This window comes from Oscillospiraceae bacterium, assembly GCA_015068645.1.
Taxonomy (GTDB): Bacteria; Bacillota; Clostridia; order UMGS1840; family UMGS1840; genus SIG452.
On record SVKD01000006.1, the window covers coordinates 17,930 to 43,171 of the forward strand.

Annotated in this window: 21 protein-coding genes and 1 tRNA gene; 19 read left to right on the forward strand and 3 right to left on the reverse strand. The window is 41.7% G+C overall.

Annotation, left to right across the window (positions count from 1 at the left end; translation table 11 throughout):
* The first annotated feature begins 2 nt into the window (after window positions 1-2).
* Genes E7413_03570 through E7413_03585 form a run of 4 tightly spaced genes read left to right on the forward strand, consistent with a single transcriptional unit; the run spans window position 3 to window position 4,288 of the window.
* A complete protein-coding gene (locus E7413_03570) occupies window positions 3-971 on the forward strand; it encodes a glycosyltransferase family 2 protein (GenBank protein MBE7018940.1) in 969 nt (322 codons plus the stop codon).
* 48 nt (window positions 972-1,019) lie between these two features.
* Window positions 1,020-2,582, forward strand: coding sequence for a hypothetical protein (locus E7413_03575; GenBank protein MBE7018941.1), 1,563 nt, complete (start codon window positions 1,020-1,022; stop codon window positions 2,580-2,582).
* Between the two features lie 9 nt (window positions 2,583-2,591).
* Window positions 2,592-3,815, forward strand: coding sequence for a hypothetical protein (locus E7413_03580; GenBank protein ID MBE7018942.1), 1,224 nt, complete (start codon window positions 2,592-2,594; stop codon window positions 3,813-3,815).
* A complete protein-coding gene (locus E7413_03585) occupies window positions 3,812-4,288 on the forward strand; it encodes a VanZ family protein (protein MBE7018943.1) in 477 nt (158 codons plus the stop codon). The genes E7413_03580 and E7413_03585 overlap by 4 nt, the downstream gene beginning before the upstream one ends.
* A 42-nt stretch (window positions 4,289-4,330) precedes the next feature.
* Here the strand turns inward: E7413_03585 and E7413_03590 are convergent, their stop codons facing one another.
* Window positions 4,331-5,584 (reverse strand): SpoIID/LytB domain-containing protein, encoded by a 1,254-nt coding sequence (locus E7413_03590; protein ID MBE7018944.1) that lies wholly within the window; start codon window positions 5,582-5,584, stop codon window positions 4,331-4,333.
* A gap of 339 nt (window positions 5,585-5,923) precedes the next feature.
* Here E7413_03590 and E7413_03595 point away from each other — a divergent pair, with 339 nt between their 5' ends.
* From E7413_03595 to E7413_03655, 13 genes are all read left to right on the forward strand, one after another.
* Window positions 5,924-6,955: an MreB/Mrl family cell shape determining protein gene (locus tag E7413_03595; GenBank protein MBE7018945.1), complete on the forward strand. Its 1,032-nt coding sequence runs from the start codon at window positions 5,924-5,926 to the stop codon at window positions 6,953-6,955.
* A 9-nt stretch (window positions 6,956-6,964) separates the two neighbouring features.
* The gene (gene mnmG / locus E7413_03600; protein MBE7018946.1) at window positions 6,965-8,851 is read left to right on the forward strand and encodes a tRNA uridine-5-carboxymethylaminomethyl(34) synthesis enzyme MnmG; all 1,887 of its coding nucleotides are present in this window, start codon (window positions 6,965-6,967) and stop codon (window positions 8,849-8,851) included.
* A gap of 25 nt (window positions 8,852-8,876) precedes the next feature.
* Window positions 8,877-9,584 (forward strand): response regulator transcription factor, encoded by a 708-nt coding sequence (locus E7413_03605; GenBank protein MBE7018947.1) that lies wholly within the window; start codon window positions 8,877-8,879, stop codon window positions 9,582-9,584.
* Between the two features lie 31 nt (window positions 9,585-9,615).
* Window positions 9,616-11,427 (forward strand): cell wall metabolism sensor histidine kinase WalK, encoded by a 1,812-nt coding sequence (locus tag E7413_03610; protein ID MBE7018948.1) that lies wholly within the window; start codon window positions 9,616-9,618, stop codon window positions 11,425-11,427.
* Between the two features lie 29 nt (window positions 11,428-11,456).
* On the forward strand, window positions 11,457-12,341 hold the full coding sequence (locus E7413_03615; GenBank protein ID MBE7018949.1) for an Hsp33 family molecular chaperone HslO: 885 nt from the start codon (window positions 11,457-11,459) through the stop codon (window positions 12,339-12,341).
* A 15-nt stretch (window positions 12,342-12,356) separates the two neighbouring features.
* On the forward strand, window positions 12,357-12,701 hold the full coding sequence (locus E7413_03620; GenBank protein ID MBE7018950.1) for a hypothetical protein: 345 nt from the start codon (window positions 12,357-12,359) through the stop codon (window positions 12,699-12,701).
* A gap of 33 nt (window positions 12,702-12,734) precedes the next feature.
* Complete coding sequence (locus E7413_03625; protein ID MBE7018951.1) at window positions 12,735-13,898, forward strand: methionine adenosyltransferase; 1,164 nt, start codon at window positions 12,735-12,737, stop codon at window positions 13,896-13,898.
* Window positions 13,899-13,967: 69 nt separating this feature from the next.
* On the forward strand, window positions 13,968-15,842 hold the full coding sequence (locus E7413_03630) for an ABC-F family ATP-binding cassette domain-containing protein (protein ID MBE7018952.1): 1,875 nt from the start codon (window positions 13,968-13,970) through the stop codon (window positions 15,840-15,842).
* Window positions 15,818-16,996 (forward strand): cation transporter, encoded by a 1,179-nt coding sequence (locus E7413_03635; protein MBE7018953.1) that lies wholly within the window; start codon window positions 15,818-15,820, stop codon window positions 16,994-16,996. The genes E7413_03630 and E7413_03635 overlap by 25 nt, the downstream gene beginning before the upstream one ends.
* Window positions 16,884-17,561: a DUF4364 family protein gene (locus tag E7413_03640; protein MBE7018954.1), complete on the forward strand. Its 678-nt coding sequence runs from the start codon at window positions 16,884-16,886 to the stop codon at window positions 17,559-17,561. Before E7413_03635 ends, E7413_03640 begins: the two co-directional genes overlap by 113 nt.
* Window positions 17,562-17,564: 3 nt before the next feature.
* Complete coding sequence (locus tag E7413_03645) at window positions 17,565-19,484, forward strand: YgiQ family radical SAM protein (protein ID MBE7018955.1); 1,920 nt, start codon at window positions 17,565-17,567, stop codon at window positions 19,482-19,484.
* Window positions 19,366-20,217 carry a bifunctional methylenetetrahydrofolate dehydrogenase/methenyltetrahydrofolate cyclohydrolase FolD gene (folD, locus tag E7413_03650; GenBank protein MBE7018956.1) on the forward strand — a complete coding sequence of 284 codons (852 nt, stop codon included), beginning with the start codon at window positions 19,366-19,368 and terminating at the stop codon, window positions 20,215-20,217. Before E7413_03645 ends, folD begins: the two co-directional genes overlap by 119 nt.
* A gap of 32 nt (window positions 20,218-20,249) precedes the next feature.
* Window positions 20,250-20,495: an RNA-binding S4 domain-containing protein gene (locus E7413_03655; protein ID MBE7018957.1), complete on the forward strand. Its 246-nt coding sequence runs from the start codon at window positions 20,250-20,252 to the stop codon at window positions 20,493-20,495.
* Window positions 20,496-20,620: 125 nt separating this feature from the next.
* Here the strand turns inward: E7413_03655 and E7413_03660 are convergent, their stop codons facing one another.
* Both E7413_03660 and E7413_03665 read right to left on the reverse strand, forming a co-directional pair.
* Window positions 20,621-22,489, reverse strand: a complete 1,869-nt coding sequence (locus E7413_03660) for a hypothetical protein (protein ID MBE7018958.1) — start codon at window positions 22,487-22,489, stop codon at window positions 20,621-20,623.
* 383 nt (window positions 22,490-22,872) lie between these two features.
* Window positions 22,873-22,959: transfer RNA gene (locus E7413_03665), tRNA-Leu, on the reverse strand.
* 234 nt (window positions 22,960-23,193) lie between these two features.
* On the opposite strand from E7413_03665, the gene secG reads away from it, so the two are divergent.
* Entirely contained in the window at window positions 23,194-23,676 is a 483-nt protein-coding gene (gene secG / locus E7413_03670; protein ID MBE7018959.1) for a preprotein translocase subunit SecG, read from the forward strand.
* A 164-nt stretch (window positions 23,677-23,840) separates the two neighbouring features.
* Window positions 23,841-25,082, forward strand: a complete 1,242-nt coding sequence (locus tag E7413_03675) for a WG repeat-containing protein (protein ID MBE7018960.1) — start codon at window positions 23,841-23,843, stop codon at window positions 25,080-25,082.
* The last annotated feature ends 160 nt before the right edge of the window (window positions 25,083-25,242 follow it).

The following is a 25,242-nucleotide window of genomic DNA, read 5'->3' on the forward strand; positions in this document are numbered from 1 at the left end:
ATATGGAAAAAGAAAAATGGAAAATAGATGTTCCGGTTTATATGATATTCTTCAACAGACCAGACACTTTAGCTGAAGTTTTTGCAGCAGTAAAAAAAGCGAAACCTTCCAAATTGTTTTTGGCTTGCGATGGTCCGAGAGATGGAAATAAAGCAGATGAAGAAGCTGTAGCGCAGTGCAAGGAAATTGTTTCGGATATTACCTGGGATTGTGAAGTGTACCGTAACTATTCCGATGTGAATTTGGGTTGCGGTATGAGAATGTACAGCGGTATCGAATGGGCATTTGAGACTGTGGATCGTTTGATTATTTTAGAAGATGATTGTGTTCCTTCTCAGGCGTTCTTCCCGTTCTGTCAGGAATTATTGGAACGCTATAAGGATGATGTTCGGATTCATTCTATCAATGCCATGAATCATCTTGGTGTTTATGAAGACACTCCCTACAGTTACTTTTTTGGAAGATCCTGCTGTTGCGGTTGGGCAACCTGGAAAAGAACCTGGGATAACGTAGATTTTCATATGTCTTTCTTGGACGACCCGTATGCCTTAAAATGTGTGGAAAGCAAATATCCGTACTATGATTGGGCAACTCAGCGCGGTATGGAACGAAAAAAACAGCTGGACGAAGGAAAGAGACTTACTGCCTGGACTTATCAGAGCGCTATGGCTTGCGCGTTGTATGAACAGATTTGTATTGTTCCCAAATATAATATGATAACTAATATCGGGATGACCGGAAATGGTGTTCGTTCCGTAAATGATGTTAGAGTTTTGCCGAAAAAAAGCAGGGCATACTTTGATACCAAAAGATATGAAATTGAATTCCCTCTAAAACATCCCAAGTATGTGGTAGAGGATAGAATGTATTATGACAAGGTGACCAAACAATTCAAGTTGGGCTTTTTTGGTTATGTTGAATTGGTGATTCGCCGATTACTTTTTGGAGGCAAAAAAGGCCGTAAAAAATAATGACTAGTTCAAAAATGAGCAGAGAACAAAAGCTACGGAGGCGTTGAATTGGATACTAATATTGAAGCAAAAAGCACTCGGCAAATTAAGATAGGGGCTATTATTTCCTATCTTGCGTTGGCGCTTGATGTGGTTGCAGGTTTGATTTATACACCTTGGATTATCCGTCAGATCGGTGACTCTGATTACGGACTCTATACCCTGGCAACTTCTTTAATTACTATGTTTATGCTGGACTTTGGTATGAGTGCAGCAGTGGCAAAATTTGTGTCTCATTACCGTGCAAAAGGTGACCAGCAGGGAATGAATAATTTCCTGGGAATGATATACAAGCTGTATATTATCGTGTCTGCGGTGATTTGTACGGTGCTGATTGTGGTATTTTTTAATATCAATCAGATTTATGTAAAACTGACACCATCGGAATTGGGCGCATTTAAAGTGGTGTACCTGATTGCGGCATCTTCTATGGTACTTTGTTTTCCGTTTATCACGTTAAATGGGATTATGACTGCTCACGAACAGTTTGCCCGCTTGAAATTGGCAGATGTGTTCAACAAGGTGGTAACCATTCTTCTGACTATTATTGCACTTTTGTTTGGGATGGGGCTGTATGCTTTGGTTGGCGTACACGCAATTATGAATCTTTTGACCATTGGCGTAAAATGGTTGATGATTCGTAAAACCACCAAAATCAAAGTAAATTTTCGCTATTCCGATAAAGGAATGCTTAAGGAAATTACCGGTTTTTCCTTTTGGACTACGGTGCAAAGTATTGCTCAGCGTTTTATTTTTAATATCACACCCACTGTGTTGGGTGTAGTCAGTGGGTCTGTTGGAATTACTATGTTTGGACTTGCTTCCACATTGGAAGGCTATGTTTTTAAATTTTCTCAGGCCATCAACGGGATGTTTATGCCGAAAATTTCCCGTGCTACCCTGGATCAGACAACCGGAGAAGCGGTGCTTCCTCTGATGATTAAGGTAGGCAGAATCGTGCTTTCTATTGCCGGTATTTTAATCATCGGAATTGTAACACTCGGTCAGAATTTTATTAACGTGTGGCTGGGAGACGGATATCAGGTAGTGTATTTCTGCACAGTGCTTCTTGTTTTGCCTGCTGTGTTTCATTTACCACAGCAGGTTGCCAATACCACGGTAGTGGTTTTGAATAAAGTGAAAAGTGCCGGAATTGTGTATACCATTATGGCAGGAATCAATTTGATACTGTCCTTTGCATTTGGACATTTCTGGGGTGCAATTGGATGTTCCTTATCTATTTGCATTGCTTATTTTGTAAGAACTCTTCTAATGAATGTGGTATTTTATAAACAGTTAAATATCAATGTCTTTCAATTTTTCAAAGAATGTCACGGCAAGATGGCAATAGGCTTGCTTCTGACGCTAGGTATTGGATTCTTAATCGGCAACTACGTTACAGTTGGTTCCGGTTGGATTAGCTTTTTGATTCAGGTGGTATGTCTGGCGGTATCTTATGGCGTGATTATGTGGCTTTTCGGTTGGAACAAATATGAAAAAAACTTGTTTTCTTCTGCGATTGGTTCTGTGATTAAAAAACAGAAAAAAACCACTTCTAAAACAAATTCTTAAAAGGAGCTTATGATGTTAGAGACAGCATATCGTGACACAATTGAATTATATGCTGCGGGAATGAAAGGAGCTTTTCCAAAAGGAGAACGCATTTATTCCAAAGCAGAGATTGATGCAATCGAAAAAATCGCTCGGATGCAGGGTGTCTGGACGGTTGTGTTTGCGGTATTAAAAAAATTGTCTCAGGCAGGAAGATTAGCTCCGGATGTGACAAATCTTCCCAAATGGCAGATGGAAATTCATCTGAAAGTAATGGAATATACGCTTCGTCAGGAAGCGATGTACCGCTTTGTGGAAGAAAAGCTTTCCTTTGCCAATCCCATTACTTTAAAAGGAGATTTGATTTCCGATTTATATGCAGACCCTGCTCTTAGAATGTCAGGGGATACTGATTTATTGATTGATCCCAAGGATGAAAAAGCAGTGCTTGCTGCTTTCACTGAAGCAGGAGGAGAATACCAACAGCGCAGCGAAAACAACAATCAGTCTGTCTGCGTGCATCCAAAAGCAGGGAAATTTGAAATTCATGTGGCTTTGGATACCAAAGAGGTAACCGAAGTTTGGTATGATAATCTGGACTTTGCTGCCGAAGAAAAACGGCAGGTGACTTTACGCAATGGACATACTGTAACAGCTTTGGGTATCACAGACGGTGCCATCAATATGGTGCTTCACGTGTTAAAGCATTTAATTAGCGGAATTTCTCATTTAAAGATGTTGGGGGATGCTATTTTGTATCTTTCTCATTATGCAGATGATATTGACTTTGTCCGTGTGGATGCGGTGATGAAACAGTTGGGTTATACTGCTGTTTATGAAACCATGAAACGCATCGGTGTTTTATATTTTGATTTTTCCAATCTTGATTCTTCTGCTGATTATGATAAACTGGCAGAGACATTTATGGCAGATTTGGACTATTGTGCCCAAAACGGTTACCGAGAAGAAGAACTTTCTGCGTATACGGCGTATTCAAAAATCCGGTACGAACATTATCATAAAAAGAACTATAGCGAGTATCAGAAAAAAATGGCCAAAAAGGAAACGATGCATCGGTTGTTTCCGCAGAAAACGTTTCTTTATAAGGAGTATCCTGTTTTGCAAAAGCACGGATGGATGCTTCCCTTTATTTGGATCGTGAGAATTTCCAAGCATGTTTTCGGGAAGCAGGAACGTTATTCTGACAAAACCAAAGGCAGAACAGCGTTTTTGAAGGAGCTGGATTTGCTATGAGAAAACGAATAGTTATATTGATTCTGATTATATTAAATTTGGCAACGATATTTTTCTTTTCTCATCAGAATGGTTCTGAATCCACAGCGGTCTCTACCGCGATATCCCGTCAGATAGAAGTCAGCACACCGGGGTATGAATCTAAAAGTTTGGGCGAGCGAAATTCGTTTCATGTCCACACGCAAAAAACGCTCCGTCACTGGGCGCATGCCCTTTTATTCTTTACCCTGGGGATTCTGATGTATTTGTTTTTCAACACGTTTCCGAAAAAATGGTATCGTTTTCCTATGGTATTGGTGATTGGCTTTTTGATTGCTTTGGGGGACGAAATTCATCAGTTGTATGTGCCGGGACGAAGTTATGGCTGGGATGATATTTCCTATGATATGCTTGGCTTTTTATCAGGAATACTGGTTATCTGTCTGTTTATTTTTGCTATAAAATGTATAAAAAAAGAAACTGTGGCAAAATAGTTATGCTATTATGCCACAGTTTTTTTGTGCTTTTCTTTGTTTTTATTGTTCGTATACTAAGGTGGTACCAACGAAGTAGTGAGTTAAAATCTGTTCAAAATTGTAACCTGCTTCCGCCATTCCTTTTGCACCGTATTGGCTCATACCAACACCGTGACCAAAGCCTGTCCCTTTCATTACATATTCGGTGGGTATGCCGGAGTTCACTTCTACGATACCGGTGGAGGTGAGAATGGGCTGGTCAATTTGTCTTTCCTCCAGACCTGTTGCGGTTACTACGGAGACGGTAACTGCGTCAAGACCTTTTTTGGTAATGGTGAAAAGGTTGCTTCGCAGACCGAAAAGATTGCGGGCTTGTTCTTTCTGTAATGTGTGAGTACCATCGGTTCCCACGATTTTTACGTTGATATTTCTACCTGCGGGAGAAGTTTCCACAACTTGGATATCAATGATATCACCAATGTTTACACCCTTTGCTTTCAGCTTCGCTTTGATTTCTTCGGGGGTAAACGGTACAATCCATTCCTGAGAAGTATCATAAGGGTCTTCTACTCCAACCAGGTAAGGGAAGGGGGTTCCCCATACGTTTTCCGAATATTCGGTATATCCGCCGGAGGAAGAGTAGAAGAAGGTGTTGGCATACTGGTCGTTATACTTTAAGAAGATACCTTGGGTTTCCTCTACTGCTGCATTGGAGCGGGGATGCTCTGCCTGCACACCTCGATACACCTGAGTTTGCACGGTGTCATCTAAATTGAAACCGTATTTCTGATATTTGTTCCAGTTGGCAAGGGCGTAGTTTCTGGCGCAAACAGCTTGGGCTTTTAATGCTTCGCTATGCCAGGAAGCCGGCATTTCTCCGGGGACTACCCCCTTTAAGTAATCTTCCAAATCCACATAATTGATAACGGTAAGCCCCTGACTTGTGTGTATGAATCTGGCAGAACCGCGATATTCGGCGCCGCCGATTAGTATGGTGCTTTGATCTGCCGGTGTTAAAGTGATCGGAGTCGTTCCATTCCAATGGGTGTGCAGTAAAGAACCGTCTACCGCATTCAATAACTGAATGCTGCCGTCGCTGCCCCAACGGACAAGCACTTTGGCTGCCCATAAATCCATTACATAGTCATCGTTTACATACACGTAGAAACCGCTGGCATTTTGCACGGTGGTTTCTTTGGGTGAGGTGGTATCAAATTTTAAGCCGATGCTGATGTTTTTGGCAGATGCTGTTATTGCGGATAATGCAAGCAAGATTGCCAGAAACAGGCTTACTAATCGGAAACGTTTCATCATATACCTCCGTTTTTATGAATTTGTATTGTAAAAAAACATTCTGCTATTCTCATTTTAGCATAAATTCTTTCATTTTGCAAGAGTATTTGACAAGATTTCAAAAAATGGGGGAAACCGCAGAAAAAAACACCTTTCTGCAGTTTCTTGTGAAAACGGAAAAATTATGATAAAATAGCGAAATAATCGTGAAATATAGTTGACAAACAGGGGATTTCGTACTATAATTATTATGTATGAGAAAATGGAGATTTTTTATAGAAAAATGCTTGGAAAAGCATTCTGAATACTGAAATTTTATAAGCTGATACAGTTTGATAAAAAACGAAAGGATGGTGCCCGATGTTTGGATTTGGACAGGACGTGGGTGTGGATTTGGGAACGGCAACCGTTCTCATTTATGTAAAAGGAAAAGGAATTGTGCTGAAGGAGCCTTCCGTGGCAGCGGTAGATAAGCTGACAGGAAAACTGTTTGCTGTGGGCTATGAAGCGCAGCGTATGATTGGTAAAACACCCGGCAATATTGTGGCTGTACGTCCTCTTCGTGACGGGGTTATTTCAGATTATGATGTAACCGAGCAGATGCTCAATAAATTTTTAAGTAAAATCAGCATTTCCCGTATTTTTAAACCAAACATTATGATTTGTGTTCCTTCCGGTGTTACCGACGTGGAAGAACGTGCCGTAAAAGATGCTGCCATTCAGGCAGGTGCAAAAAAATCATACATTATTGAAGAACCCATTGCTGCGGCAATCGGTACAGGGATAGATATTTCCCAGCCCAACGGAACCATGATTGTGGATATTGGCGGCGGTACCACCGATATTGCCGTGATTTCTCTGGGCGGTGTGGTTGTTTCTACCTCTATTAAAATTGCGGGGGACAAATTTGATGATGCCATTATCAAATACATCCGAAAAGAACACAACGTGTTAATCGGAGAACGAACCGCAGAGCAGATTAAATATAATGTTGGTTGTGTAACATTGCCTGAGGAAGAATTGGTGACAGAAGTGAAAGGAAGAAACCTTTTAACCGGTCTTCCCAAAATCTTCACGGTGACTTCCACCGAGATATACGGTGCTTTGATTGATACCGCATTGCAGATTGTGGAAGCAGTGCATCAGACCTTAGAAAAAACTCCGCCGGAATTAGTGGGCGATATTGCTTCCACCGGCATTATTATGACAGGTGGCGGTGCCTTACTTGGCGGATTCCCGCAGCTGATTATGGAGCATACCGGTATTAAAACTACCATTGCGGACGACCCCACTACCTGTGTGGCGTTGGGAACCGGTAAAGCATTGGAACAGATGCATCTCTTAACAGACGCCTCCAACTCAGTTGCAGGCAGAAAATACTACGATATGTAGGGAATTGTTATGGCTTTTATAGAAGATAAATTTGAAGTTGCCGTTATCGGAGCAGGTCACGCAGGCTGCGAAGCAGCCTTTGCTTCGGCAAGGCTGGGGCATCAGACGGTGCTTTTTTCCATCAATCTGGATGCGGTTGCCAATATGCCCTGTAACCCCAGTATCGGGGGAACGGGAAAGGGACATTTAGTCCGTGAGATTGATGCCTTAGGCGGTGAAATGGGAAAACTGGCGGATGACACCTTTTTGCAATCCCGTGTGTTGAATCGGGGAAAGGGCCCTGCTGTGTATTCTCTTCGTGTGCAGGAAGACCGTCGTGCCTATCAGGAGGAAATGAAGAAGCGGATTGAAAATCAGCCCAATCTTTCCTTAAAGCAGGCAGAAATTGTAAAATTGGATATTGAAGATAACAAGGTGAAAGGTGTTATCGATGCTTTGGGTAATTACTACAAGGTGGATGCTGCTATCATTGCAACCGGTACTTACCTTCGCGGAAAAATTATTGTGGGTAACTATTTTGAACCCGGTGGTCCTGACGGAATGTTCGCCGCAAATAAGCTTTCTGAAAGCTTAGAAGAGAACGGCGTCCGCATGATGCGCTTTAAAACAGGAACTCCTGCCAGAGTGCATCGGGATTCCATTGATTTTTCCAAAATGGAAGTGCAGTACGGGGACGAAGAAATTACACCGTTTTCTTTCACCACCAAGCGTGAGCTTACCAATCAGGTGGAATGTTATTTAACCTATTCCACTCCCAAAACCAAGCAGATTGTGTTGGATAATATTCATCTTTCGCCTTTATACAGCGGAATGATTGAGGGCATTGGCCCCAGATATTGTCCTTCTTTTGAAGATAAAATTATGCGATTCCCCGATAAAGAACGCCATCAGCTGTTTATTGAACCTATGGGAATGAACACCAAGGAAATGTATGTGCAGGGGATGTCTTCGTCCCTTCCTTATGAGGTCCAGGTGCAGATGTACCGTTCGGTTATCGGATTGGAAAACGCAGAACTGATGCGTCCGGCATACGCCATTGAATATGATTGTGTGGATCCTACAGAGCTGACGTTGGGACTTGCATTTAAAAACATCAAAGGATTATACGGTGCAGGACAGTTTAACGGTACTTCCGGTTACGAAGAAGCGGCAGCTCAGGGGTTAATTGCAGGCATCAATGCCGCAAGATATATTGACGGAAAAGAAGAATTTCACCTAACACGTGACAATTCCTATATCGGCGTGTTGATTGACGATATTGTAACCAAAGGCACCAACGAACCCTACCGCATGATGACCTCCCGCAGTGAATACCGTTTGCTTCTTCGTCAGGATAATGCTGACCAGCGTCTCACTCCCTTAGGCTATGAAATCGGCTTGATTTCGGAAGAACGCTACCAGGATTTTTTAGCAAAGCAAAAATGGGTAGAAGAAGAAATTAAATACTTGGAATCGGTAATTGTGCCTCCCTCAGAGCACGTGGTTGCCACCTTGGAGAAATACGAAAGCACTCCCATTAAAACGGGAATCCGCTTAACAGATCTTCTTCGCAGACCGGAAATTACATACAAAATGTTGGCAGAAATTTCCGATAAGGTGCATGACTTACCCCGTGATATTGAGGAAGAAGTCACTGTGACCATTAAATATTCCGGTTATATCAAACGGCAGATGTCTCAGGTAAATCAGTTTAAAAAGCTGGAACAGAAAAAATTGCCCGAGGACATCAACTATGACGATATATACGGTCTTCGGATTGAAGCCCGTCAGAAGCTTTCCAAATTCCGTCCGGAATCCATCGGACAGGCATCCCGTATTTCCGGTGTGTCTCCTGCGGATATTTCGGTGCTTCTGATATACTTAGACACCAGACGGGGTAACCCGGCTAAAGAATAAAGCTCGAGAAAGGAGCGTGGCCAATATGGCAGAACGACTGATCCTCATCGTGGATGACGAAAAACCAATTGTGGATATTTTAAAATTCAACTTGCAGAAAGAGGGCTTCGATACTATTGAAGCATACGACGGAGCAACCGGTCTTCAGCTTGCAATGGAAAAGAACCCCGATTTGATTTTATTGGATGTAATGTTGCCTGAAATGGACGGTTTTACCGTTTGTAAAGAAATTCGTGTGAAATCTCAGGTGCCCATTATTCTTTTAACAGCTCGTGAAGAGGAAGTTGATAAGGTGCTGGGATTGGAACTGGGTGCAGATGACTATATCACCAAGCCATACAGCGTGAGAGAGCTTTTAGCAAGAATCAAAGCGAACCTGCGCCGTACCAAAAAAACACAACCTGTGGTTACCGCAGACAATACAGACCTGTTAACTTATGGCAGATTAACTATTGACACGGAACGTTTTGAGGTGAAAAAAGACGGAAAGCCCGTGGAAATCACTGTTCGTGAGTTTGAATTGTTAAAATTCTTAGCATCTCAGCCGGACAAAATCTTTTCCCGTGAAAAACTTTTGGAAAAGGTATGGAAATATGAATATTACGGTGATTTAAGAACCGTTGACGTAACGGTACGCCGTCTTCGTGAAAAATTAGAAGACAATCCGGGGGAACCGGATTTTGTGGTAACCAAACGTGGAATCGGTTATTATTTCAATAAAAACTGCAAATAAGCACAGAATTTTTTAAAACCTGAGGAACGATATGTTTAAAAGTATTCAAACAAAACTGGTACTCTTATTTATCCTTGTTATTCTATCGGTAATGTTGACGGTTGGTACCTTCATCATCACCAATGTAACACGGTTTTATTATACTGACTTTATGTCTCAGATTGGTACTGCAGTTTTTACCGAAGATTTTGTTCCTCAAATGACAGATGCCGCATCTTCCGAAGACGGTGGGCAAAGGCTCTCGGAGCTTTTGGAAGCGGCTGCAGGCCGTATCGGCGTGGATTCTTACCGAAATTATGCCATTTTAGATGGGAAGGACGGTTCTTTGATTGACAGTTCAGACGAACTGCTCACCCAGGTAGAAATCTCTGATAACATCTTAGCGGCAATGGCAGGAAGAGTCGGAGATATGGTGTTGGAAAACGGTACCTATATGGAATATGCTTATCCCGTTGAGGGAGAAGACGGTACTGCTTTTGTCATTTATATATATGAAACCAAAGAAGAGCTGAACAGTTTTTCTAAAAGTATGTTTTTAATCATTTTGCAGGCTCTTCTGGTAGCGCTTTTTATTTCGGTAATTTTAGGGTATTTGCTTTCTAAAACAATTACCACACCCATCAAAAACTTAACCTCACGGGCAGAAAAAATTGCCGACGGGGAATTTGAGGTGGGAGAGCAATCACCGTCTAAGGATGAGATTGGTGTTTTGACCAATACGTTTAGAACCATGGGTCAGCGTCTTTCCGAAACGGTGCAGGAGGTTGCTTCTCAGAACACAAAACTAGAAAAAATTATGGAATATTCCACCGACGGTATCGTTGCGTTTGACACAGAAGGGGAACTTTTGCATATTAACCCTTCTGCAAGACGTTATCTTTCCATTGGCGAGAATGATACCATTCGTTTTGACGAGTTTTTTACCCCTTTATTTTCAGATGTGTCTTTAGGGAATTTCTTGTACTTAAATCCCGATAAGCAAATCATCAAAGAGGGAGACTGCAACAACTATTATCTTCGTTTTTATTTCGGAAGCTTCAAATATTCCGATGATACGATTGGCGGCGTGATTGTGGATGTACAGAATATGACCGAATCCAGAAAACTGGAGTTGTCCCGCCGAGAGTTTGTTGCTAACGTATCTCATGAGCTTCGTACGCCTTTAACTACTGTTAAGGCATATATCGAAACCTTGGAAAGCGGTGCTGTGGATGGAGAAACACAGGAAAAATTCTTAGATACTATTCACCGAGAAACCGACCGTATGACCAGATTGGTATCAGACCTTCTGATTTTATCCCGTCTGGATAACGGGGTGAAACTGAATCTGACCCGTATGTCCGTGGAAACGATCTTGCGTGACGTCACGGAAAAGATGCAGTTTGAAGCCCGAAAAAAATATCAGACATTAACTTATACGATGATCAATGAAATCCCTCCTATTGCATTGGATTATGACAGAATGCAGCAGGTGATTATCAATATTGTGTCTAACGCAATCAAATACACATCGCAAAACGGAACGGTAAAAATCTATTCCAGCTATGTGTCTGATAATGCAGTAATTCGCATTTTGGATAACGGGATGGGGATTCCCGAAAAGGATGTGAAGCGGATTTTTGAACGTTTCTATCGTGTGGACAAAGCCCGCTCTCGTGAGCAAGGGGGAACTGGTCTTGGCCTTGCAATTGCTAAGGAAATTATCAATGCCCATGCAGGAGAAATTACATTAAATTCCAAATTAAACGAAGGCACTGAGGTGGTCATCACCCTGCCTGTGGAGAAAAGTTTCCAGAATTCCCGGGAAGAAACAGCAAAGCCTGAGGGGATCACGGAAGTATAAAAAAGAAGTAACAAAAGCGAGGAACCATTATGGATGAAATTATCAGAGCCATCACCAGTGACGGATATCTGAAAGCATATGTAATCAATTCCACCGAAACCATTCGTGATGCTCAAGGGCTTCACCAAACAGGAAAGGTGGCTTCTGCGGCATTAGGCAGAGCTTTGACCGCTGCACTAATCTTGGCAAACGATATGAAAAATGAAACCGATCGTGTGTCTGTGCAGTTTCGAAGCGAAGGACCTATCGGCAACGTGGTGGCAGAAGCTAACGGACAAAATCAGGTAAAAGGGTTTGTGTCTAATCCCGATGTTGTGCTTCCTTTAAGAGAAGACGGCAAACTTGACGTTGGCGGTGCATTAGGACATAAAGGCACCTTAACCATTGTTCGTGACATTGGCTTAAAGGAACCTTATGTGGGTACCGTGGAACTGATTTCGGGCGAAATTGCAGAAGATATTTCCTATTACTATATGCAGTCGGAACAGATTCCCACTGTGCTTGGATTAGGCGTTTTGGTAGCGCAGAATTTTGCCATCCTCTCTGCAGGTGGGTTTATGATTCAATTATTACCCGGTGCACCCGACAGCATTGTGGACAAGGTAGAAGAAAATGTGAAAGCACTTCCCAAATCCATTTCGGCACTGATTGCAGACGGCAAGAACGCTACCGAAATTTTAGGGATGTTGCTTACGGGATTTGACTATCAGATTTTATCAAAAAAAGAACCGTCTTACCGTTGTGATTGCAGCCGTTACCGTGTGGAAACCGCTTTAATCAGTTTAGGCAAAACCGAACTTCAAAAAATGATAGAGGAAGAGGATACCACTGAGGTTTCCTGCCACTATTGCAATAAAAAATATCATTTTTCCAAAGAGGATTTGGAAATGCTTCTTCGGTTGGCAACCAAATAAGGAGGGGGAGACAATATGCAATTTTTAAGACCTGCACTTCCCATTTGTATGCTTTTGGTATCCAATGTGTTTATGACGTTTGCCTGGTATGGGCATTTAAAATTTAAAAGCACGGCACTTTGGATTGTAATTTTTTCCAGTTGGGCAATTGCGTTGTTTGAATATATTTTTCAAGTTCCTGCAAACAGAATGGGGTCAGAATACTTTACCACCGCTCAACTGAAAATTATTCAGGAAGTCATCACCCTGACGGTGTTTTCCGTCTTTTCGGTGTTATATTTAAAAGAGAAATTCACTTGGAATTATTTTTATGCGTTTTTATGTATGTTAGGCGCCGTTTTCTTTATTTTTAAAAAGTAGAAACGGCATTCCAATAGAGAGGAGATAAGAATTATGAGAAAGTTGTTCACTTCAGAATCTGTAACGGAAGGACATCCCGATAAAATCTGTGACCAGATTTCCGATGCGATTTTAGATGCTATTTTAATGCAGGATCCTGCTGCCCGTGTAGCTTGTGAAACCACCTGTACCACTGGGATGGTATCTGTGATGGGGGAAATCACCACCACCGGTTATGTGGATATCCCCAAAATTGCCAGAGAAACGGTTTTGGAAATTGGTTATGACCGTGCAAAATATGGTTTTGATGGCACCACTTGTGCTGTTATCACCTCTATTGACGAGCAGTCTCCCGATATTGCGCAGGGGGTAGATTCTTCTGAGGATGATAAATCCACCGGCGCAGGAGACCAGGGTATGATGTTTGGTTACGCTTGTGACGAAACTGCGGAACTGATGCCGCTTCCCATTTCTTTGGCACATAAATTGGCAAAGCGTCTGACTGATGTGAGAAAAGACGGCACCCTTTCCTATCTTCGTCCCGACGGGAAAACTCAGGTAACCGTGGAATACGAAAACGATATTCCGAAGCGGATTGATGCCATTGTTATCTCCACGCAGCATTCTGCCGAAGTGGAACAGGCAACCATTCGTGAAGATATGAAAAAACATGTAATTGCCCCCGTTATTGATGCTTCTATGATGGATGATCACACCAAAATTTATGTGAATCCTACCGGTAGCTTTGTTGTGGGTGGCCCTCAGGGTGACTCCGGCTTAACCGGCAGAAAAATCATTGTGGATACTTATGGCGGCTATGCCCGTCACGGTGGTGGCGCGTTCTCCGGCAAAGACCCCACCAAAGTGGACAGAAGTGCTGCTTATGCTTCCCGTTGGGTTGCAAAAAACATTGTAGCGGCAGGCCTGGCAAAACGTTGTGAAATCCAGTTGGCTTACGCAATCGGCGTGGCAAAACCGGTATCCGTTATGGTAGACACTTTTGGTACCGGTGTGGTTTCCGATGATGTGATTGCTGACGTGGTAAATGAAGTGTTTGACCTTCGTCCCGCGGCAATTATTTCTGAGCTGGATTTGAGAAAGCCCATTTACAGAAGATTGGCTGCATACGGACATATGGGCAGAGAAGATTTAGGCGTATTATGGGAAAAAACCGATAAAGTAGACGCTTTAAAAGCTGCATTAGCAAAAAAAGCATAAAATATTAAAAAAACAAAAAATCAGCCATGGGGGTTATTCTCCCGTGGCTGTTGTAACATAGGTAATGGTATGATAGTAGCGTTAGATAAGGTGTCTAAATTCTTCGGAGCGGAAGAAATTCTCACAGACATCACATTAAAAATTGAAGATTCTGACCGTATTGGGTTAATTGGCGCCAACGGGGCAGGAAAATCCACCTTGTTAAATATGCTTTCAGGGGAATCGGAGCCCACCGAAGGGGAAATCATTTTCCAAAAAAAGCGTATTGGCTATCTGCATCAAAATGCAGGACTTTCCGGCGGTAATTCCATTTTAGAAGAAATGAGAAGTGTGTTTTCCGATGTAATCAGAATGGGTGAAAAACTGGAGAATCTCTATCAGCAGTTATCCACTCCCCAAGGGAACACCGAGGAAAATCAAAAAGAATATGCAAGGCTGCAGACTCTTTACGAGCAAAAAGAGGGATACCATATTGATATTAAAATCAATACCGTCCTAAACGGTATGGGTTTTTTAGGAAGGGATTTGTCTACGATTGTAGATAGATTGTCTGGCGGTGAAAAAACAAGACTTGCTCTTGCAAAACTTTTACTCTCCGAACCTGACCTTTTAATTTTGGACGAACCTACCAACCATCTGGATTTTAAAACCTTAGGATGGTTGGAAGAATATTTAACCGCTTATCGTGGCGCCATTATTTTAGTGTCTCACGACCGTTATTTTTTAGATCGTTGTGTGACCGATATCTGCGAAATTTACAAAGGAAAATTAAAACGCTATCGTGGCAACTATTCCAAATTTGTGGTGCAAAAGGCACAGGAAATGGAGTATCTGCAGAAAGAGTATGACAAACAACAAGAGGAGATTGCGTCCTTAAAAGATTATGTAGCCAGAAATCAGGTTCGTGCTTCCACGGCAAAAAGTGCAAAAAGCCGTCAGCATATTTTAGATAATATGGAGGTTTTGGAAAAGCCTTCCGATTATTTAAAATCCATTCATTTGAAATTCACTTTTAAAACAGAACCCGTGAAAGACGTGCTTCGGGTGTCTGATTTGGAATTAAAAGTAAAAGATAAATTGTTAAATCCGAGTGTGAATCTACACGTTCGTAAAAACGATAAAATTGCCATTGTTGGTACCAACGGCGTTGGTAAAACCAGCTTTTTAAAGGCAATTTTAGGAGAATTTCCCTATTCCAAAGGAGACATCCTTTGGGGTGGTGGTGTAAAAAAATCCTATTTTGAACAGGAAACCAATAAGCTTCATCCCGAAAAAACTGCTTTAAATGAACTGTGGGATCGTTTTCCCCAAAAATATGAGCAGGAACTAAGAAAACTCCTTGGCGGAATGCTGTTATCGGGAGAAGATGTGTATAAAAAAGTGGGTGTGTTATCCGGCGGAGAAAAGGCAAAAGTGAAATTTGCCATTATGATGTTAGAAGAAGGAAATGTCCTCATTTTGGACGAACCTACCAACCACTTGGATTTGTCTTCCAAGGAAGTTTTGGATAAGGCACTGGCAGAATATGAAGGCACTGTCATCATGGTGTCTCACGACCGTTATCTCTTAAATAAGGTTCCCACCAAAATTGTGGAAATGAAACCGGGAGAAATGGTCATTTATGACGGAAAATATGACTATTATTTAGAAAAACATAAAGAGGATGCTCCTGCTCCCGTCGAAAAAAAGAGCGAAAAAGCCAACGAGTTTTACCGCTCCAAAAAAGACAGAGCAGAAGAAACCAAACGAAAAAACGATCTTAGAAAAACCGAAGCGAAAATAGAAGAAATTGAAGGCGAAATCGCAGTTTTGCAGGAAGAAATTGCATCGCCCGATATTGCTTCAGACTTTGAAAAGCTAAAAGAAAAGTGTGACCTTTTGGAAGAAAAAGAAGCTATCCTCAACGAATTATATGAAAAATGGGAGGAACTATCAGCCCAATGACTGAGTTTCTGACAAAACTGTTTATCAAAAATCATAACGATACCGCATCCATCCGTGTCCGCCAAAGCTACGGAAAATTGGTGGGTGTTGTGGGAATTGTTGCCAATCTGTTGTTATCTTTGGCAAAGCTTTTGTGCGGCTATTTTTTTCATTCGGTGTCGTTAACAGCAGACGGTGCAAACAACTTATCCGATATGGGCAATTCTCTGGTGACTTACATTGGATTCCATCTGGCAGGCAAACCTGCGGATAAAGACCATCCCTACGGGCATGCCCGCTATGAATACATTACAGGTCTTTTGGTATCATTTCTGATTCTGATGTTGGGCTTGTCTTTACTGAAAACTGCGGTGGAAGATATCTTTTTTCCGAAAGAAACCATCTTTCACGATGTTGCTATCTGGATTATGGTGGGAGCAGTTTTGGTGAAATTATGGTTGTATTTCTTTTACAGAGGAATCGGCAAGAAGTTGGATTCGGTTGCTATTTTAGCAAATGCCAAAGACAGTTTAAACGACGTGTTCTCCACAAGTGGCGTGTTACTATCCTTTCTGTTAGGAAAGATGTTTCATCTGCCTTTGGACGGTTATGTGGGTGCCCTTGTTTCGCTGTTAATTTTATACAGCGGTTGGGAACTTGTGAGAAACACCATGAGCCAGTTATTGGGAGAAGCCCCCAAGCCTGAACTGGTAAACGAAATTAAAACCGAAATTTTAGATTTTCACGAATCTATCATCGGGATTCACGATTTAATGGTACACGAATATGGCGCAGGGCAGTTGTTTGTGTCGGTGCACGTGGAAGTGCCAGCCTCTCAGAGCATTCTCACCAGTCACGATATTGTGGATCAGATTGAAGTGCATTTTATGAAAGAACATGGGATTCAAATGGTGATTCATTTAGACCCTGTGGAAACCGATAATCCTCGTGTGGTTGAGTTGAAAGCAAAAATTTCTGCCGTGGTGACAGAGATTTCTCCCAAGCTTCATATTCACGATTTTCGTGTGGTGTTTTTAGCATCCCACAATAATCTGATTTTTGATGTGGAAGTGCCGTTTGAATTTCCCTATTCTGAAAAAAAACTGGAGGAAATCATCAAAAAAGAAGCGGGAAAAGAAAATAACTGCATTATTCAGTTTGATAAGACCTACTAAGAAGGAGATAAAACATATGCCGTTTGAAAAAATACTGCAGGACGATTTTATCCTGCGTCTGATTATTTTGTATGTGTGCAGAGAATACGGGGATTCCATTACCAATCCCGAGCTTACCAAGTTTATTATGGACGGTCAGGAAGTGGATTATTTTAATCTGCAGTATAACATTTATGAACTGGTGAAAATGGAGAACCTTCGGGTATTCACCGACAGTGGAAAGCATTATTATGAACTCACTGATGAAGGCAAAGAAACCGCAGGCTTTTTCCAGTCTAAAATCCCTATGCTCATCCGAAAAAAGTTGGATGATGCCATTATGGAAAAGAAAAAGAATGCCGCTCCAAAAACTGCCGTGATTGCAGACTTTAATCCCGAAGGCGGCGAGTTTTTAGCAGGAATTAAAATTCTGGAAAACGATCAGGAACAGTTTTCCTTAAATGTGTTGGTTCCTACTCGTGAACATGCCATCCGTGTGTGTCAGTTTTTCCAGGAGCATATCGAAGAAATGTATCAGCAGACTAACCAAGAAATTATGAAATTGTTTACTGAACCGAAGGAATAAGTTATGAATCAGTTTTTACCCATCACAATGGAGGAAGTGAATGAGAGATATGGGGGCGAAGTGGATTTCGTCCTGGTAACCGGGGATGCCTATGTGGATCATCCCTCTTTTGGCACTGCCATCATTTCCCGTGTGTTGGAAGCAGAGGGGTATCGGGTGGCAATTTTGGCTCAGCCCGATTATAAATCCAAGACGGATTTTATGCGGTTTGGAAAACCCAGACTTGGTTTTTTGGTCAACAGCGGAAATTTGGATTCTATGGTGAATCACTATACCGTCAACAAAAAACCGAGAAGTACCGATGCTTTTTCTCCCGGTGGAAAAATGGGAAACCGTCCTGACCGTGCGGTGATTGTATATACCAACCGTATCCGTGAAGCCTACGGGCAGATTCCCGTGGTAATTGGCGGATTGGAAGCATCCCTCAGACGTTTGGCGCACTACGATTACTGGAGCGATAAGGTTCGCCGTAGTATTTTAGTGGATGCCAAGGCAGACTTTTTAATCTTCGGGATGGGGGAAATCACCATCCGTAAGGTTGCTGAGTGTTTAAAAAACGGCACACCGGAAGATATCAAAAAACTGCCCGGAATTGTATATCAGACCAAAAATATAGACCATATTGAAAATGCGATAGTATTACCCACCTTTGAACAGGTGAGAGAAGATAAAAAGCAGTACGCCAAATTTACCAAAGAAAGCTTTGGTGAACAAAATCCCTATATTGGAAAAACCTTAGTTCAACATCATATCGACCGTTATGTGGTGCAAAATCCTCCTTGCAGACCGTTACTTCAGGAGGAATTGGATGAGGTTTATCAATTACCCTTTATGAGAAACTATCACCCCATTTACGAAAAAGATGGTGGAGTTCCTGCCATCAGCGAAGTGAAATTTTCTATTATTTCTCAGCGTGGGTGTTTTGGCGGATGTAATTTCTGTTCTCTTGCTTTTCATCAGGGCAGAATTGTGACCGCAAGAAGCCACAAATCCATTATTGAGGAAGCAAAGAAAATCATCAAAGAACCCGATTTTAAAGGCTATATCCACGATGTGGGCGGACCTACCGCAAACTTCAGATTTCCCGCCTGCGACAATCAGCTGAAAGTGGGCGCCTGCAAGAATAAGCAATGTCTGTTCCCCACACCTTGCAAGAATTTAAAAGCAGACCATCGGGATTATTTGGAATTACTGCGAAAATTACGCAGTTTACCCAAGGTGAAAAAAGTGTTTGTCCGTTCAGGAATTCGGTTTGACTATCTGATGGCAGACAAAAACGATACGTTTTTCAAAGAACTGGTGGAACATCACGTGTCAGGGCAGTTGAAGGTAGCGCCTGAACATTCCTCCAACAACGTCCTTCGTTATATGGGAAAACCCAATATTGAAGTGTTTGAAGGATTTATGAAAAAGTTCTATCAGTTAACTAAAAAGGTGGGCAAGGAACAATATTTAGTGCCTTATCTGATGTCCTCACATCCGGGAAGTCGGGTGCAGGATGCGGTGGAACTTGCTCTCTTTTTAAAGAAACATAAAATGGTGCCCGAGCAGGTACAGGATTTTTATCCCACCCCGGGAACCTTGTCCACCGCCATGTATTACACCGAGCTTGATCCCAGAACGGGCAAAGGCGTGTATGTGGCGAAATCCTATCAGGAAAAAACTATGCAAAGAGCAATGCTTCAGACCTATAAACCAGAAAATCGGGAAACGGTGAAAAAAGCCCTGAAAGAAGCAGGAATGGAGCATCTGATTGCACAGCTATTACCGTACCATAAACATACAGAGAAGGAGACCAAACAAAATGATTTTAGACGGAAAACTGGTATCACAAAGAATCAAGGACGAAATGGCACAAAAGGTGGCAGAATTAAAAGCCAAGGGGGTAAGCGTGGGTCTAACCGTAATCATCGTGGGCGATGATCCTGCTTCCCGTGTATATGTAAATTCCAAAAAGAAAGCTTGTGAAGCGCTGGGCATCAACTCTCAGGAGTTTGCATTGCCTGCAGACACCACCGAAGAAGAACTGTTAACTTTAGTTCGTAAATTAAATGAAGACGATAGCGTAAATGGTATTTTAGTGCAGTTGCCCTTACCTAAACATATTAACGAAGAAACGGTTATCAACACAATTGCGCCCGAAAAAGATGTGGATGCATTCCATCCTCAGAACGTGGGTAAAATTATGATTGGTAACTACGATTTTCTCCCTTGCACTCCTGCAGGGGTTATGGAGCTGATTAAAGAAAGCGGCATTGACGTCAGCGGAAAAGAATGTGTGGTGTTAGGAAGAAGTAATATCGTTGGCAAGCCTCAGGCAATGTTACTTTTGCATCAGAACGGAACCGTAACTATCTGCCATTCTCGTACCAAAAACTTAAAAGAAGTGACCAAACGTGCAGACATTTTGGTTGCAGCCATCGGTAAGCCCAATTTTGTGACCGCAGATATGGTAAAAGAAGGTGCGGTTGTCATTGACGTTGGTATTAACCGTCTGCCTGATAAAACCCTGTGCGGTGACGTGGATTTTAATGAAGTATCCAAAGTGGCAGCAGCCATCACTCCCGTGCCCGGAGGCGTGGGTCCCATGACCATTGCTATGCTGATGAAAAACACCGTAACTGCAGCAATCTGCCAAAACGGATTAAAAGATTAAGAGAAACAAAAGAAATAAAAGGTACCAAAAAAATGAGAATTGATAAATATTTAAAAGTATCTCGTATTATCAAGCGCCGCACCGTTGCCCAGGAAGCCTGCGAAGGCGGAAAAGTAACCATCAACGGCAAAGTGGCAAAGCCCTCCTCCGAAGTAAAGGTTGGCGATGTTCTTACCCTTCAGTTTGGTGCAAGATGTGTCAGAGTGGAAGTGCTGGAGGTAAAAGAAGTGGTAAAAAAAGACGATGCATCCCTGATGTACCGTCAGTTAGAAGGCTGATTTTTAAAAAATAAGAACCCGACCCGATGACGCAATCAAAGATTGCGGTCGGGTGCCCCGGAACCTTGTTGTATTCACAATAAAAGGAACAGATATTGGTGAAAATATCTGTTCCTTTTTTATTGTTATTGCGTACAGTATTGCTCTCCGTGAAGGATATCATAAATCAAAAGATCAACCTGATCCATCAATTTTGCATCTTCCGGGAGAATGTTATCAATTTTTTCCATTTCGGCATTATAGATTGCGGTGTTCACTGTGGCAGGATAACGGTCGGAGAATTCATCAAATACCATAAGATGCCAAGGTGCTTTGTTTCCGCTTGCTAAGAAGACTTTCAGCCCTAAAGTGTTTCCGCTGATTCTCGGAGAAAGCTCAAAGTCGGGCATGGGATAATTGGTCCATACCACATAGGGCGTTTCATAAAGGTGAGGATGTTTTGATGAGGTAAAGGTGTCGCTTTTTTCAACAAAGCCGGAATCCATATAGGTGCTTCCGTTGGTGCCAAGTAAGGGTAAATGGTCACCAAACATTGCAATAATCACGGGTTCTTCCACATCTTCAAAATAATCTACCAGCGCCATAAAGGATTTGTCTGCATTGTAAACCCCTTGAGAAAATCGTTTTAAATCCATGTAATCTTCTTCTGAGAGGGTAGGTGCTTCCATTTCAAAATCAAAAGAATCGTAACGGGGATTTTTGTAACCGCCGTGATTTTCCATGGTCACAATAAATTCCATAATGCGTTCGGAGGTTTTACCTTCGAATTCATCAATAATCTGTTTCACACAAGCCATATCGTCAATATAGGCTCCTGATTTATCCTGATAGGTAAAATCGTCGATTCCTTTAAATTCATCAAAACCGAGAAGCGGATAAGCGGTGGAACGATTGTAAAAATTCTTTTTATAAGGGTGCAGTGCAATGGTTTGATATCCCTGATCCCGATAGGCAGAAACAATAGAGGGGGTGTATTCGGTGATGTACTGCGAATACGGGTATGCCGCTGAGGGGAGCAGATACGTGGGAATTCCGGTAATGACTTCGAATTCCGGCATACAGGTTCCGCCGGAGTATACGGGGGTTTGGAAGGTTCCCGTTAAGGTGTTTTCTGAGAGAGAATGAATTCCTTCCAGTAAGTCTTTGTTGTAGGTTACTTCCGGTAACACAGAAGGGTCCCACCAGGATTCATTCTGAATAATGATTACGTTTGCTTTTACGGGGGCAGCTTCAGGAACTTTTTTCTGATATTCCGGTTTCATTGTCATAATAGAATTTTCGTGATATCCTTCGGGCTGAGGGACAATCAAGTCACCAATTCGCGGGAAAAAGGTGAGGATGGCCCCATTTGCCTGATAATCTTCAATGGGGTTGAATGCTGAAATTTTCACATCCATTTTGGATAAGGTTTTCCGACGGAATTTAAAGTTATAGCACATTGTGTTATTGACCAGCATAAATAAGATTACGGCAACCACACCGTATGCTACTCGATGATACCATCGCCTTTTGACGGGACAGGAAGCCAAAAGACAATAATGATGATACAAAGACCACACATTGATGAGTAGTGCAATCAACGCAGACGGAATAAATGGGATTTTCACAAAGGAAGCGATTTCCTTCACGTTGGATATCAAAAGTAAATTGCTGGGCAATAGTGGGTTTCCGTTTAAACGTCCCATTACCTCACTGGTGTAAGCAATCATAAACATCAATAGGGTGTTCAGCAAATTTGCAACAAAAGCATGTTGCGTCAATGCATAGAAAAAGCTTTGCCAGCATAACAGAAAGGCATAAGTGATCAACCATTTTACGAAGAAATATTTAGACCGGAAGAATACCACTATCGCAAGGGGATAGGATAAATGCATAACTTCCAGGGAAATCAGCAAAATGAGGGGTGCCAACATAAAATAAATAATTCTTCGTTTATGATAAGTGAAATCCTGATCTGTTGGGTCGATTGTTTTTCCAAACAATTTGTTCAGCATTCCGATTCCTCCTTTTTTTGTCGAATGTCGATATTATATCACCTTTTTTGATAAAAAGCAATGTATTTTTTATTTTTTGACAGAAAAGATTCAAATTTTACTGAATTGTATTTTAAAAAATCGTGCCCTCTTAGGCTTCAAGTCCCATCAGGAAATAAAAAAGCTATCCTTGCGGATAACTTTTTGTTTGGTGCAGCTGATGGGACACGGTCGCAATGCGCCCTGACTGCTCGACGACCCAAGCCTATGGCTTCGGTACCCGTCTTCGCACCACTCGTCTAAAAACAGTTCACTGAACTGTTTTCTAAACGACTCGTGCCCTCTTAGGCTTCAAGTCCCATCAGGAAATAAAAAAGCTATCCTTACGGATAACTTTTTTCATTTGGTGCAGCTGATGGGACTTGAACCCATACGAGAGTGTTCTCACTACCCCCTCAAAGTAGCGCGTCTGCCGATTCCGCCACAGCTGCTTATTCATATTTTATCGTTGCTCTCCAAAAAGAACAATAGTGATTATAGCAAAAAAAGTGGAATGTGTCAAGTTTTTTTAAAAAAAATTAAAAAATTTTCAGATTTTACTTGATTTTTTAAAAAATGTGTGGTATTATTTCTTAGTGATAGAAAAATGAGGGTAGAATTCTGCCCATATGCAACGGCTGTTCCGGGGCAGAATAAAATATAATGTAATAGAGGAGTTATTTAACATGTTTAACAATCCGTCCGTAGTTGTAACGTTAATCGTTCAAATTATTTTATCTTTAATTTTAATTGTTGCTGTTTTATTCCAAAATAGCAATCAGGAAGGTCTGTCCGGTGCAATTGCAGGCGGTGCAGAAACCTTCTTTGGTAAGAATAAAGGCAGAACTGTTGATGCAAAATTGAAAAAACTGACTACCGTAGTTGCAATTTTATTCTTAATCAGCTCTGTTCTGTTAGGTCTCTTTGTTCAGAGAAGTATGCCGAAAGCAGAAACCACCATTCCTGCCGGTATGATGCAGCCCACCGGTGCTCCTGTTGATATTCAGCCTGTTGCTGATGGCACCGTTCCTGCTGATGCTGGAGTTGTTCCTTCTGAAACTGAGAACGTTGAAACTGAAACTGTTGAAACTGAAAACGTTGAAACCGAAACTGTTGAAACCGAAACAGTTGAAACCGAAAACGTTGAAGAAGGTACTACTGCTGAATAATTTGTTTCATACGAATCGTAAGAACCGACTTTCTTTTGAAGGTCGGTTTTTTTGTATTATTTGGCAGGAAATGGTTTACAAATTGAAGTGGATATGTTATACTGTGAAAGTAAGAATATGATTGATTGGTATCAATTGATCAGGTAAATCAAAAAGGAGGAAAAATGATGAAACGATGTAAACGAATGATGGGGATTTTCCTGGCGATGCTTTTTTTGATTGGTCAATTGGAAGTGATTTCAGGATATGCAAGTGATGGGGGGCGTTTAGAGAGGCCTTTTTATAATGGTCTGGCAGTTGTATGTCGCGACGGCAAATATGGTTATATCAATCAATCAGGAGACCTCGCAATTCCTCTTCAATTTGATTTTGCGTCTTGTTTTTCCGAAGGATTGGCTCGTGTCCAAGTTGGTGATAAATGGGGATATATCGGACGCGATGGTTATTACGTAGCGAAACCTCAGTTTGATTATGCATCTAATTTTTCCGAAGGATTGGCAGTTGTCCGAGTGGGGGATAAATGGGGATTTATTGATAAAAGTGGCTATTATGTAGTGGAGCCTCAATTTGATTATGCATCTGATTTTTCCGAAGGATTGGCAGTTGTCCAAGTGGGGGATAAATGGGGATATATGGGTCAGAATGGTTATTACGTAGCGAAACCTCAGTTTGATTATGCATATGATTTTTCCGAAGGATTAGCTGCCGTGGAAGTTAACGGTAAATGGGGTTATATCGGTCAAAATGGATATTATGTGGTTCTTCCTCAGTTTGATAGGGCATATGATTTTTCCGAAGGATTGGCTCCTGTTCGAGTTGGTGATAAATGGGGATATATTGGTCAGAATGGCTATTATGTAGTGAAGCCTCGATTTGATTATGCATGGGACTTTTTCGAAGGATTGGCTCGTGTTCGAGTTGGAAATAGGTACGGTTACATTAATACGAAGGGGAATTATGTGGCAAAACCTCAATTTGATTTTGCATGGGACTTTTCCGAAGGATTGGCAGTTGTTCAAGTTGGAAATAGGTATGGTTACATTAATACGAAGGGGGATTATGTAGCGAAACCTCAATTTGATTTTGCATCTGGTTTTTCCGAAGGATTGGCAGTTGTTCAAGTTGGGGATAAATGGGGATATATCAATCAGAACGGGTACTATATGTGGGAGCCTTATTGGGATGATGCAAGTTCTTTCCATTCGGGCTTAGCGGTAGTTCATCATGGTGATTTTAGTGCCGTTATCAATTCCGGCGGGCAATCTGTGTGCGAAGAACAAAGTGAATACGGTGACCTTGATGTAACTCTGGGTGGACACATTTTGTACTATTATGATGGAAGCACATATCTGGTGGATCAGTACGGAAACATTTTGTCAGACGGATATGATATGTTTGGTTATTAAGCTGATGTTACCATAGAAATCACAGTACGGGCGAAGCTACTCCTGCTGAATAATTTGTTTAATACGAATCATAAGAACCGACTTTCTTCTGAAGGTCGGTTTTTTTGTATCATTTGGCAGAAAATGGTTTACAAATTGAAGTGGATATGTTATACTGTGA